Consider the following 13,342-nt stretch of genomic DNA (forward strand, 5'->3'; position numbering starts at 1 on the left):
AGCTGGCTTCTTATATTATTTCAAAATATCTGCTAAATCTGCAATATCTTCAGCTGAAACTTTGTCCAAAATTTTATCTAAATCTGTTCTTGGAATATCTAATTTAGAATCGATAACCAATACATTTCGCAAACCGTTAATTCCAAAAATCATTTTCTTAACTCGTCCGCCATCTTCTTGTAATGAAATGTTCAAACGGCTATCTTTCGCTTTGAATTTTACCAAGTTTTCGTATTTTTCACCACGCATAGACGATTGCAAATCGTTCATGATTCTTTTTTGTTTTCCTTGTCCGGCATCTGAAACAACAAAAACTTTAGCCGATTTCAAATAATTAAATAAATCTGTTCCACCAGCTTTTCCAGCTAATTTCAACGCAAAAGAAGGTAAAGGAATTACAGTAGATTGATTATCATATTTTGTGTAGAATTCTTGCATATTTCTTGTTGTACCGCAAGATAGCAACGTTAACAATACTGCTATAAAAGATAAACCGATTATTTTTTTCATTGTTGTTGTGTTTATAAATTAGAGAAAGCTATAACAACTCTCGTACCGAAAATTATGAAGTTTAAAAATATTCAATAATTCCTAAAATCAAATAAATAATAGAAGAAATTATAAGGAGAAATACTATAATATATAATCCTTTAATTCTTGTGTCATTTATTCTTATTAATTGTTCATTACTATATTCTAATCTTTCTTTTTTTTCTAAACCAAAACGAAAATCGGGGTTTATTTTTTTCTTTTTAAATGGATTGTGGAATAAGATTGAGAAAATAAAAGTTCCTAAGCCAAATAAAAAAAGATCTAAAGCATTTTTGAAATATTCGTGTTCCATTACAAATAACTTTTTATCATTTCTAATATTGATGAATTATCTAAACCAACCATTTGTTCTAACTCATAAATAGAAGCATGTTCGATAAATTCGTCTGGATATCCATTAATTGTGATATTTCCTTTGTAATGAATAGAGTTTAAAAACTCTAAAATTCCACTTCCAAAACCTCCTTTTTTTATTCCATCTTCAAAAGTTAGAATGGTAGAATATTTTAATGAAATAGCTTTTAAGCGAGATTCATCCAAAGGTTTGATAAACGGAAAATCAATCAAAGCAATTTTATCTTGAAGATGATTTTGAATGATAATTTCTTCGATTCGAGAACTAATCAATCCAGTTGAAATAATTGCTAATTGATTTCCTTCAAAAATAATTTCAGATTGACCGATTTCTATTTTTTCGACTTTAGAGTAACTTGTTTGGATATTATTTTTGGGGTAACGAATTGCAAAAGGTTGAGTTGTAAATTGAGCTGTGTACAATAGATTTTTGAAATCTTTTTCGTTTCGAGGTGAAGAAACAATCATATTCGGAATTTCGCGCAAATACGCAATATCAAAATAACCATGATGTGTCGCGCCATCTGTACCAACGAATCCTGCACGATCAATACAAAATACAACGGGTAAATTCTGTAACGCTACATCGTGAATCACTTGGTCGTATGCACGTTGTAAAAATGTAGAATAAATCACACAATAGGGAATGGTATTTTGTGTCGCCAGACCAGCTGCAAAAGTTACTGCATGTTGCTCAGCAATTCCGACATCAAAAACACGTTCGGGGAAATCTTGATGACATTTCACCAAATTACTTCCTGTTAACATTGCAGGCGTTATCGCTACGATTTGTGGATTATCTTCAAGTAATTGATGCATGGTTTCACCAAAAACATCTTGATATGATTTTTCTTTTTTCTTTGATTTTATTTCGCCAGTTTCTTTATCAAACAAACCTGGAGCATGCCATTTTACTTGATCGATTTCGGCTTGTTCGTAACCTTTTCCTTTTATTGTTTTGATGTGTAAAACTTTTGGACCTTTGATTGAGTCAGCTTTATTGAAAGCATTTAATAATTCATCAAAATTGTGTCCATCAATTGTTCCAATAAAATTTAAACCGAAATTGGTAAAGATATTTTCGGATTGATTTTCTAATGATTTAAAATGTTTTTTCAATCCTCCAACCGAAGGATCAATTCCGATATCATTATCATTCAAAATCACTAAAACATCCAAATCTGTCGATCCAAGATGATTCAATGCTTCTAAACTCATTCCAGAAGTAATCGATGCATCACCAATAATCGCAATGTGTTTTCTATTGATTTGATTAATTTTATCCGCAGTTGCCATTCCAACAATTGCTGAAATAGAGGTAGAAGAATGTCCCGTTCCAAATGTATCAAACTCACTTTCTATACGCGTTGGGAAACCAGAAATACCATCTTTTTGACGAAGTGAATCGAAAATTTTTTGACGACCTGTTAAAATTTTATGCGGATAACATTGATGACCTACATCCCAAATCAACAAATCTTTTGGTGTATTGTAGTGATAATGTAATGCAATCGTTAATTCAATCACACCCAGACTAGCACCTAAATGCCCTGGTTTTACGCTTAAAGTATCCAAAATAAACTCGCGCATCTCGTGAGCTAAAGCAGTTAATTGAGACGCTTCAAAAGTCCTAAGTTCCTTAGGATGATTGATTTTTGAAAGTAGATTATCCATTATTCTTTTACAAAATTACATTTTTCTGAGGAATTTTCCGTACCTTTGCATGTTACAAAATTTAATGTAACATGTTCCAAATAGGAAAAACCCTTGTATCTGAAGAACTACTAAATGAAGATTTTGTTTGTAATCTGAACAAATGTAAAGGGATTTGTTGTGTAGAAGGTGACGCTGGAGCGCCTTTGAATGATGACGAACTAACTGTATTAGACGATATTTATGAAGATGTAAAACCTTATTTGCGTCCCGAAGGAATTGCTGTGATTGAGCAAGAAGGTAAATATACAATGGATACTGACGGCGATTGGGTAACTCCATTAGTCAATAATCGCGAATGTGCCTATTTAGTTTTCGAAGAAAATGGTTTTTCAAAATGCGGTATTGAAAAAGCATACGAAGACGGAAAGGTCGATTACAAAAAACCGATTTCTTGTCATTTGTATCCAGTTCGTGTTAAGGAATATTCAAATTTCACTTCTGTTAACTATGATGTATGGGATATCTGCTCGGATGCTTGTACCTTAGGAAAAGAATTGAAAGTGAATGTTGCAACATTTGCAAAAGATTCGTTGGTCCGCAAATTTGGACAAGAATGGTACGATGAATTAATGGCCATTCAACAAGAATTAAACAACCAAAAAAAGTAAAAAAAATTATTATGTCAATAACAAGAGCAAGAAGATCTACTGACGCTATTGAAAGATTATATATCTCTATGCGTCATTTATTTCATAGAGGAGTGTACCGTCCATCTGGTGCACCTGGAAAAATATTAAGAAATTTATTATTCGAAATTAATCCAGAAATCTACGGATCAATGACAGATCCAAACAAGGTAGAATTAAGCGGATTGATGTACGTTTTAGATCGTTTACCAGAAGGAATTGTAGAAACACCTTATGTGTCTTTTACATCTGATGAAGGCTATGATCGTTCTATTTTCACACCAATTATTCCTGCAAAACGTCGTCGTTTTTGCTATAGAATTGATGATGATCAAATGAATATCGAAATTTCTCGCGGTCGTTCTGATATCTATGATGTGTTGACGCACTTAACGTTTTTATATAATGAGGCAGATAAAATCAGAAATAGAGCATTCAGTAACGAAACACTTTCTAAAAGTAGAGCGTGGGAATTTATCGAAAATGTTGTATTCAATGAAGTTGAAATTTCTCGAAAAGAACGTGAAGTTGCTTTGATGCATTTATCGACTATTTTAGGAAGAACGTTTGAAGAAACACAAGAAATTCATCATTATTTCAGTAAAGCAGACGATAAAGATTATTTTTTCCGTATAGTTTATTGGATGGGATACACAAGTCAACAAGATCGTATCGGAACTAAGAAACGTGAAATTACATTTACATCAACTTTACGCGAATCGATTGGTCACCACATGATTGGAGAAAAATGGGCGAATGAAATCAAACGCGTATTATTCGAAAATAATCTTCAAGATAAAAACATTCACATCATTTCTGCTAATATGCATAGTGTGTCTAACATGTTGTATGCCTATGATGGATTAAAAAGAAAATACAAAAATGATGGTGTAGAAATTTACGAAGATTTGAGTGCGGCAAACAACAAAATGTTGCGCGATTCGTTAAATGAATACACTCAACAAAATGGTTTAGTTTACATCAAAGATCAATCAGGAACAAATATCGATGTTCAAATTATTGATTTATCTAAAGTAAACATTGCAAATTCAGCATTTTCTTATGCAAAAGATAAGAACAATGAGGTGATTATTGTGATGGATTATGCCTTTGGTGAGCAAGCATTTGAGGCGATGGATGAGTTGTTGAAACCATACAAAGTAGGAGATGTAAAATTCAAAATGAATGTAAAATCTGTTGCGATTATGGGTAAAGCTGGTATTCTTGAAGGAATAAAAGGTGATATAATGATTGCTACAGCGCATGTTTTCGAAGGAACAACAGATAATTATGTTTTTGATAACGAATTAACCGCTGCAGATTTCGAAGGACAAGGTTTAGGTGTTTATGAAGGACCAATGATTTCGGTTTTAGGAACATCATTACAAAATAAAGACGTTTTAGAGTATTTCAAAAATTCGTCTTTCCAAGCGATTGGATTAGAAATGGAAGGTGCGCATTATCAAAAAGCGATTCAGGTTGCGTCAAAAATTAGACATCACATTGATAAAGATGTTAAAGTAATGTATGCTTATTACGCTTCTGATAATCCGTTAGAAACAGGAAGTACATTGGCTTCTGGAGGTTTAGGATTAACAGGTGTAAAACCAACTTATCTAATCACACAAAAGATATTAGAAAAAATTATTAAATAAATTCAATGAAGAATTTTTCCATTTTAGGCTACGGTCATATTGGACGTGTACATCAACAAGCGATAGAAGAAACGGAAAATGCGCAATTAATTTCGGTGATTGATTTCAATTTACCAGAAGATTTACCTTTCAAAGGTTATTCAACACTTGAAAGTTTTCTGAACGAAGATCAAGAAACTGATGTTGTTGTGATTGCTACGCCAAATGGTTTGCACCGCGAACATGCGATTCGTTGTTTAAAAGCGGGAAAAAATGTTTTGATTGAAAAACCAATTGCATTAACTGTAGAAGATATTACTGAAATACTGAAAGTTGCTGACGAAAAGAAACTTAGAGTTTTTACGTCGATGCAGCTTCGTTTTTCTCCAGTTGTGCAATATGTAAAGAATTTGATAGATAATAATTCATTAGGGAAAATTTTCATGGTGAATATTAATTGCTATTGGAATCGTAACAAGAATTATTACAAGTTGCGTGAATGGCACGGAAACCAAGAAATGGATGGAGGTGTTTTATTTACTCAATTTTCGCATTTTGTTGATATCATGAATTTTTGGTTTGATGAGGTAATTTGTACAAATTCAAAAAGTTTCAATTTTACGCATCAAGAAGTGACAGAATTTGATGATTCGGGTTGTGTTGATTTTACTGCCGATGGAGCAATCGGACATATGATTTATACAACGTCAGTTTTCAATAAAAATTTCGAAAGTAATATCACGCTTATTGCTGAAAAAGGAACAATAAAGATTGGAGATCAATATCTTAATCAAATGATTTATTCTGATTTAAAAAATGTGTGTTGTTCAAACAAAATTTCTACTGAACAAAAGAATTTTCATCCTAACGCCATTGCCGAAATTTCTGACGCGTTAATCCGTCATAATGAATCTTTGTTAGATGGAAAATATGCTGTAAATTTAGTCAAGTTTATTTCGGATGCGAATCATTTGGCAACAGAAAATAAGCAAGAACTTAAAATAGAAAACTATGAAATTTCACACTCGTAAATGGGTAAAACCAGAAGATCTTAACCCAAACAAAACACTTTTTGGAGGAAAGCTTTTGGCTTGGATTGATGAAGAAGCGGCGTTGTATAGCATTGTGCAATTAGAAAATTCGCATGTTGTGACCAAATATATGTCGGAAATCAACTTTATGGCTTCGGCTCGTGAAGGTGATATTGTAGAAATTGGAATTGAAGTGGTGAAATTTGGAACAACTTCATTGGTTTTACAATGCGAAGTACGTAACAAAATGACGCATGAAACCATTATTACAGTCGATCGAATTACGATGGTAAATTTAGATGCAGAAGGAAAACCAAAACCACACGGGAAAACACAAATAGAATATGTGGTGGATCGTTTAGCTGGAAAAGGTTAAAAAATTATATCAATAAAAAAGTCGAAACATTGTTTCGACTTTTTTATTTTATTCTGTAATAAACAACGATTTTAATTCGTGTGCATCAGCAGGATTCATTCTGCCAGCCAAAATCAAACTTAATTGTTTACGACGCAAAGCAGCTTCATAACGCTCGATTTCTTGTTCAGATTCTGGAATTAATTCAGGGACTTGAACAGGTTTATTATCATTATCAACGGCTACAAATGTATAAATACCGCTATTTGTTTGGTTATAAACACAATTTTCGTAATCGTAAACATAGACATCAACATACACTTCCATCGATGATTTGAATGCGCGAGTTACTTTAGATTCTAACTTCACTGTACTTCCCATCGGAATCGGAATGTTAAACGCAACGTGATTGACACTTGCTGTTACAACCAAAAAACTTCCACCATGCATTTTCGCAGAAATAGAAGAAATTCTGTCCATAGAAGCCAATAATTCGCCTCCGAACATGTTTCCTAAGTTGTTGGTTTCATTCGGTAAAACCAAGTTTGTCATTACTGCTAACGACTCTTTTGCTGTTTTTGCTTTCGCCATAAACTTTTGTTTGTTGGGTGCAAATTTCAACAAAATATTCGAGTTTTGAAACAGTTATTATCGTTGTGTTAAGTATTTGTAATTGAGTTTTTTATTAAATCAATAAAATTTTATAGTTAAAAAATGTTAATATAGATTATTGTATTATTTCAAGTCTTACATTTGAACAGAATTATGAAAATGTTTATCACATACTTGCTGTCTGCTTTATTTCTGCTATTTTTTGCGGAAACTAAAGTGTTTGCGGGTACTCAACATTTTCAAGGAAATTTAACTTCGCAGACAGTTGTTAACGATAATACACATATTTATCACGCAAGTAAAATTGTTGAAACTAAATTTTCTAAAACTTCAAATTCAAATCAATTTCAAGAATTTAATCCAAGTATCGAAACGATTGATGATGATTTTCAGACATCAAACAAAATCGATTTAGAAACTTGTATCAAACTATTAAGTGTTGTTCTGGTCTTAAACTTTATGATTCAAGGTTTAAGAAAGAAGCACATCTTCTACAATAAAACCATCAAATTTTCGAGTTGTAAGTACATTTTGTTACGTACAATCAGAATTTGATTGATTTCTTAAATTTTTAAAATTACACCAAAAATTAGTGTTCAGTTCATGAATAGCTGAATGTTAACCAATTTTTGTATGTAATATTTTTTGGTAAAACTACTTCTGCCAAGAAATCCATTTCATCAAATTTTACATTTAATAGTTAGAAGAATTATGAAAAGAGTCGCATTATTTGTAGCTCTAAGTACTGTATTGTTGACAACAAGTTGTTCATCAAAAAAACAGGAAAAAGAAGAAGTGAAAGATTATCCAATCACAACGCCAATCAAAATGGATACGATTGTAGATAAGGATTATGTAGCCCAAATTCAATCGGTACGAAACATCGAAATTCGTGCGCAAGAAAAAGGTTATTTGCAAAAAGTTTTTGTGGATGAAGGTCAACATGTACAAGCTGGTCAATTGTTGTTTCGCATTATGCCTTCGATGTATCAAGCCGAATATTTAAAATCGAAAGCTGAGGTAAAAGAGGCACAAATTGAATTACAAAATTCAGCAACTTTGGCTGATAATAATGTCGTTTCTAAGAACGAAAAAGCCATTGCGCAAGCACGGTTAGAAAAATCGAAAGCAGAAATGCAATTGGCTCAATTACATTTATCATTTACAGATATTCGTGCGCCATTTTCTGGTGTTATAGATCGAATTCCGATGAAATTGGGAAGCTTGATTGACGAAGGAATGTTATTGACAAATTTGTCTGATAATTCATCAATGTTTGCTTATTTCAACGTTTCTGAGCCTGAATATTTAGATTATCAAACAAATATTCAAGATAGAGCGAGTAAACAAGTTTCGTTGATTATGGCGAATAATAAACCTTTACCAGAAAAAGGTTTGGTAGAAACGATAGAAGGAGAATTTAACAACGAAACAGGAAATATTGCGTTTCGTGCGCGTTTTGCAAATCCAAATCATTTGTTAAGAAATGGTGAAACAGGAAAAGTAAAAATGACAGTTCCGTTACATGATGCTTTATTAATTCCACAAAAAGCAACTTACGAAATTCAAGATAAAACCTATGTTTTTGTAGTAGATAAAAATGGTGTTGTCAAATCGAGAAATATCACGATTGGTCTAGAAATGCCTGATGTTTATGTAGTAGAAAGCGGACTTTCGGAGAAAGATAATATTTTGTTAGAAGGTGTTCAGAAAGTGAAAGATGATGATAAAATCAAAACGAAATTTATTGCACCAAGAAAAGTTCTTTCATCGTTAAAATTAAAATCAAACTAATCTAAAAAATTCAAAAGTTATGTTTGATAAATTTATTCGAAGACCCGTTCTTTCGATTGTCATTTCGTTGATTATAGTTTTCTTAGGAATTCTATCATTAGTCAAATTACCCGTAACCCAGTTTCCATCTATTTCTCCTCCAAAAGTTAATATTACGGCAGAATATCCCGGTGCGAATAACGAATTGTTAATAAAATCAGTGGTAATTCCATTAGAACGTGCGCTAAATGGTGTTCCAGGAATGAAATATATTACGTCTGATGCCGGAAATGATGGTGAAGCGTCTATTCAAGTCATTTTTGATTTAGGAACTGATCCAAATATTGCAGCTGTAAATGTGCAAAACCGTGTTTCTTCGGTTGTCAATAAACTTCCGCCTTTAGTAGTTCGAGAAGGTGTGAAAATTACGCGAGAAGAATCAAATATGTTGATGTACATTAACTTGTATAGTAATGATCCAAAAGCAGATCAACAATTTTTATATAATTATGCAGATATCAATATTTTATCTGAGTTGAAACGTATAAATGGAGTTGGAGATGCAGATATTTTAGGAAACCGAGAATATGCAATGCGTGTGTGGTTGAAACCAGATAGAATGCAAGCCTATAATATTTCTGCGGATGATGTGATGAAAGCGTTGGATGAACAAAGTATTGAAGCTTCGCCAGGGAAAACAGGGGAAAGTTCTGGTAAACGTTCAGAAGCTTTTGAATATGTATTAAAATATTCAGGTCGATACAACACAAAAGAGCAATATGGAAACATCATTTTAAGAGCAAATCCTGATGGAGAAATCTTACGTTTAAAAGATGTTGCTGATATAGAATTTGGAAGTTCGATGTATGATATTTACTCAACATTGAACGGAAAACCTTCTGCCGCAATTGTGATAAAACAATCGTACGGAAGTAATGCGAGTGAAGTGATTAAAAACATCAAAGCATTAATGGCTGATCTTAAAGAGAATAATTTGCCAAAAGGAATGGATTACGAGATTTCATATGACGTTTCGAAATTCTTAGATGCTTCAATGGAAAAAGTGGTACATACACTTTTTGAAGCTTTCGTTTTAGTTGGGATTGTTGTGTTTTTATTCTTAGGTGACTGGCGTTCTACATTAATTCCTGCGTTGGCGGTTCCTGTTTCTTTGATAGGAACTTTTGCTTTAATGAGTTTCTTTGGAATTACATTAAACTTGATTTCTCTCTTTGCTTTAGTTATGGCGATTGGAGTTGTTGTCGATGATGCGATTGTGGTGATAGAGGCTGTTCACGCGAAGATGGAAGAGAAAAATCTTTCGCCTTTACGAGCGACGGAAGAAGCAATGCGTGAAATTAGTGGAGCAATTATCGCAATAACATTTGTAATGGCAGCCGTGTTTATCCCAGTTGCGTTTATGTCTGGCCCTGTTGGTATTTTTTATCGTCAATTTTCGATTACGATGGCGACATCAATTATTTTATCAGGAATTGTTGCCTTAACGCTTACACCAGCTTTGTGTGCAATGATTTTGAAAAATAATCATAATCAACCAAGAAAGAAAACGATGCTAAATAAATTTTTGTTGAAGTTTAATAATTTGTTCAACAAAGGATCTTTTAAATATGAAAAAGTTTTAACCAAAACAGTTAACAAACGCACTGTTACATTCGGATTTTTACTAGCATTTTGTGCTGGAGTTTTCTTTTTGAATAATAGTTTGCCTTCTGGATTTATTCCAAACGAAGATCAAGGAATGTTTTATGCGATTATTCAAACACCTTCAGGTTCTACGTTAGAAAGAACAAATGAAGTTTCTCAAAAATTACAAAAAATAGCGGAAGGAATTGATGGCGTTTCATCAGTTTCATCTTTGGCTGGTTATGAGATTTTGACAGAAGGAACAGGAGCAAACTCTGGAACTTGTTTGATTAACTTGAAAAGTTGGGACGAACGTTCTAAATCTGCTGAAGAAATCATCAAAGAATTAGAAGAAAAAACTGGGAATATTAATGGTGCAAATATCGAATATTTTCAACCACCATCTGTTCCTGGATATGGTGCTGCAGGAGGTTTCGAGTTGAGATTGTTAGATAAAGCGGGTAGTGGAGATTATCATAAAATGGAAGAAGTGAGCCGTGATTTTGTAAAAGAATTAACTCGTCGTCCAGAATTGAGTTCTGTATTTACATTTTATAGTGCTTCTTTCCCTCAATATGTCTTGAAAATTGACAATGATATTGCCGAACAAAAAGGAGTTTCGATCGAAAATGCGATGGATAATTTATCAACATTAGTTGGTTCTAATTACGAAACAAGTTTCATCAAATTTGACCGACCTTATAAAGTGATGGTACAAGCTTCGCCAGAATATCGTGCGTTACCAGAAGATTTATTGAAATTGTATGTGAAAAATGATCAAGGTGAAATGGTTCCATATTCAGCTTTCATGAAAATTGAAAAAGTATATGGATTATCAGAAATTACGCGTCACAATATGTATAATGCAGCAGAAATTAGTGGTACGCCAGCACCAGGTTATAGTAGTGGACAAGCGATTGCAGCGATTAATGAAGTAGCTAAAAATACATTGCCTCGCGGCTTTGGAATTGATTGGGCAGGAATCTCGAAAGATGAGGTTTCTCGTGGAAATGAAGCGGTGATTATTTTCGCCATTTGTTTAATTTTCGTTTATATGATTTTAGCAGCTCAATATGAAAGTTTCATTTTGCCTTTACCAGTTATCATTTCATTACCAACAGGAATTTTCGGAGCATTTTTCTTCTTGAAATTATTAGGATTAGAAAACAACATTTATGCACAAGTTGCAATGGTGATGTTGATTGGACTTCTCGGTAAAAATGCGGTGTTGATTATTGAGTTTGCTGTGCAGAAACATAACGAAGGTTTATCAATTGTAAAATCAGCGATTGAAGGTGCAGGAGTTCGTTTCCGTCCAATTTTGATGACATCATTTGCGTTTATTGCAGGTCTTATTCCGTTGGTTATTGCTTCTGGTCCGGGAGCAGTAGGAAATAGAACAATTGGTACTGCTGCTGCGGGCGGAATGTTGTTCGGAACTATTTTCGGGTTGTTTATTGTGCCCGGTTTATATGTTGCGTTTGGCGCCTTGGCGGATAAAATGCAATTGGTGAAATACGAAGATGAGAATCCTTTAACAGAAGAAATCACGGAAGATGAATAAAAATAGTTTAAAAAATATAATTGCAATAAGTCTTTTTGGAACAATGATTTGGAGCTGTAAAGCTCCTGCGGTAAGCAAAGAGATAGAAAATCATCAAGCACCAAAAATTCCAGAAGCTTATGAAAATGTGCAAAATGATGATGCACCAAGTTCTGGATTAACGCCTTGGAAGCAATTTTTTACTGATCCAAATTTGGTTGTTTTGATTGAAGAAGCGTTAAAAAATAACCAAGAATTGATGATCACACTTCAAGAAATTGGGATTTCTAAAAATGAAGTGTTGTACAAAAACGGAAAATTATCTCCTACGGTAGCTGCAACTGCTGGAGTTGGTGTGGAGAAAGTTGGTCGTTACACAAGTCAAGGTGCTGGTGATGCCTCGACTGAGATAAAACCTGGGAAAGAAATGCCTGATCCTTTGATGGATTATGCGATTGGGTTGAGCGCTGATTGGGAAGTTGATATTTGGAAAAAATTACGTAATTCGAAAGATGCTTCGATTGCGCGCTATTTATCAACGGTGGAAGGAAAGAATTTTGTTTTGACAAATTTAATTTCAGAAATAGCTTCATCTTATTATGAATTATTGTCTTTGGATAGTCAATTAGATTTAATTCATCGAAATATTGAATTGCAAAAAGAATCACTGCGTGTGGTGAAAATTCAGAAGGAAGCTGCTCGTGAAACTGAATTAGCGGTGAAAAAATTTGAAGCAGAATTATTAAAATCTGAAAGTGAAGAGTTTAATATTAAACAAGATATTACAGAAACGGAGAATAGAATTAATGCATTATTGGGAAGATATCCGCAGACGATAAAACGTGATGGTTCGTCTTTTATGGATTTGATTCCGCAAACAATGCATGCAGGAATTCCGTCTGAATTATTATCAAATCGTCCTGATATCAAACAAGCAGAATTAGAGTTAAAAGCTTCTGCTTTAGATGTGAAAGTGGCTCGTGCAGAGTTTTATCCGTCACTTAATATTTCTGCGGCTTTAGGACTAAATGCGTTCAAACCATCTTATTTGGTAAAAATGCCAGAGTCTATTTTATATTCGTTGGCTGGAGAATTAGCTGCGCCTTTAATCAATAAAAGTGCGATAAAAGCGGAGTTTAATACAGCAAATGCTCATCAAATACAAGCGTTGTACGAATATGATAAAACGATTTTAAATGCTTATTTAGAAGTGTCAAATCAAATGTCGAAGATTAATAACTTAGAACAAAGTTATTCGTACAAAGATAAACAGGCGAAAGCACTTGTAGAATCTATTGATATTGCGAATCAGTTGTTCAAAAATAATCGTGCAGATTATCTAGAAGTGTTAACAACTCAACGTGATTTATTGGATGCAAAAATGGAATTAATCGAAACAAAAGAAAAACAATTAAGTACAGTTGTCGCTATATACAAAAGTTTAGGTGGTGGTTGGAAGTAGTTTTCATATTCATTCTAACAGGACTGTCTCTTAAAGTGTG

The 13,342-nt window shown here is 33.3% G+C and carries 12 protein-coding genes; 8 read left to right on the forward strand and 4 right to left on the reverse strand.

Annotated elements, in window-relative coordinates; translation table 11 throughout:
• Window positions 1–15: 15 nt before the first annotated feature.
• The 3 genes from B3M86_RS07020 to B3M86_RS07030 all read right to left on the reverse strand — a co-directional run bounded on the left by B3M86_RS07020 (window position 16) and on the right by B3M86_RS07030 (window position 2,580).
• Window positions 16–510 carry a DUF4252 domain-containing protein gene (locus B3M86_RS07020; RefSeq protein WP_291075547.1) on the reverse strand — a complete coding sequence of 165 codons (495 nt, stop codon included), beginning with the start codon at window positions 508–510 and terminating at the stop codon, window positions 16–18.
• Between the two features lie 61 nt (window positions 511–571).
• Window positions 572–844: a hypothetical protein gene (locus tag B3M86_RS07025; protein ID WP_291075548.1), complete on the reverse strand. Its 273-nt coding sequence runs from the start codon at window positions 842–844 to the stop codon at window positions 572–574.
• Complete coding sequence (locus B3M86_RS07030; RefSeq protein WP_291075549.1) at window positions 844–2,580, reverse strand: 1-deoxy-D-xylulose-5-phosphate synthase; 1,737 nt, start codon at window positions 2,578–2,580, stop codon at window positions 844–846. The genes B3M86_RS07025 and B3M86_RS07030 overlap by 1 nt, the downstream gene beginning before the upstream one ends.
• 71 nt (window positions 2,581–2,651) lie before the next feature.
• Between B3M86_RS07030 and B3M86_RS07035 the strand changes: the two genes are divergently transcribed.
• From B3M86_RS07035 to B3M86_RS07050, 4 genes are read left to right on the forward strand one after another with little or no spacing between them, the layout of a single operon-like run.
• The gene (locus tag B3M86_RS07035) at window positions 2,652–3,230 is read left to right on the forward strand and encodes a DUF3109 family protein (RefSeq protein ID WP_038336749.1); all 579 of its coding nucleotides are present in this window, start codon (window positions 2,652–2,654) and stop codon (window positions 3,228–3,230) included.
• Window positions 3,231–3,241: 11 nt separating this feature from the next.
• Complete coding sequence (locus B3M86_RS07040) at window positions 3,242–4,903, forward strand: DUF6909 family protein (protein ID WP_291075551.1); 1,662 nt, start codon at window positions 3,242–3,244, stop codon at window positions 4,901–4,903.
• 5 nt (window positions 4,904–4,908) lie between these two features.
• On the forward strand, window positions 4,909–5,913 hold the full coding sequence (locus tag B3M86_RS07045; protein ID WP_219034045.1) for a Gfo/Idh/MocA family protein: 1,005 nt from the start codon (window positions 4,909–4,911) through the stop codon (window positions 5,911–5,913).
• On the forward strand, window positions 5,894–6,289 hold the full coding sequence (locus B3M86_RS07050; protein WP_038336752.1) for an acyl-CoA thioesterase: 396 nt from the start codon (window positions 5,894–5,896) through the stop codon (window positions 6,287–6,289). The genes B3M86_RS07045 and B3M86_RS07050 overlap by 20 nt, the downstream gene beginning before the upstream one ends.
• 48 nt (window positions 6,290–6,337) lie before the next feature.
• Here the strand turns inward: B3M86_RS07050 and B3M86_RS07055 are convergent, their stop codons facing one another.
• Window positions 6,338–6,859 (reverse strand): acyl-CoA thioesterase, encoded by a 522-nt coding sequence (locus B3M86_RS07055; protein ID WP_219034046.1) that lies wholly within the window; start codon window positions 6,857–6,859, stop codon window positions 6,338–6,340.
• 180 nt (window positions 6,860–7,039) lie between these two features.
• On the opposite strand from B3M86_RS07055, the gene B3M86_RS07060 reads away from it, so the two are divergent.
• The 4 genes from B3M86_RS07060 to B3M86_RS07075 all read left to right on the forward strand — a co-directional run bounded on the left by B3M86_RS07060 (window position 7,040) and on the right by B3M86_RS07075 (window position 13,302).
• Entirely contained in the window at window positions 7,040–7,435 is a 396-nt protein-coding gene (locus B3M86_RS07060; protein WP_125349977.1) for a hypothetical protein, read from the forward strand.
• Window positions 7,436–7,591: 156 nt separating this feature from the next.
• Window positions 7,592–8,674, forward strand: coding sequence for an efflux RND transporter periplasmic adaptor subunit (locus tag B3M86_RS07065; RefSeq protein WP_038336760.1), 1,083 nt, complete (start codon window positions 7,592–7,594; stop codon window positions 8,672–8,674).
• Window positions 8,675–8,693: 19 nt separating this feature from the next.
• Entirely contained in the window at window positions 8,694–11,861 is a 3,168-nt protein-coding gene (locus B3M86_RS07070) for an efflux RND transporter permease subunit (RefSeq protein WP_291069070.1), read from the forward strand.
• Window positions 11,854–13,302, forward strand: a complete 1,449-nt coding sequence (locus tag B3M86_RS07075) for a TolC family protein (protein WP_291075553.1) — start codon at window positions 11,854–11,856, stop codon at window positions 13,300–13,302. The genes B3M86_RS07070 and B3M86_RS07075 overlap by 8 nt, the downstream gene beginning before the upstream one ends.
• Window positions 13,303–13,342 lie beyond the last annotated feature (40 nt).

The organism is Empedobacter sp. UBA6305, from assembly GCF_002440405.1.
GTDB classification, from domain to species: Bacteria; Bacteroidota; Bacteroidia; order Flavobacteriales; family Weeksellaceae; genus Empedobacter; species Empedobacter falsenii_B.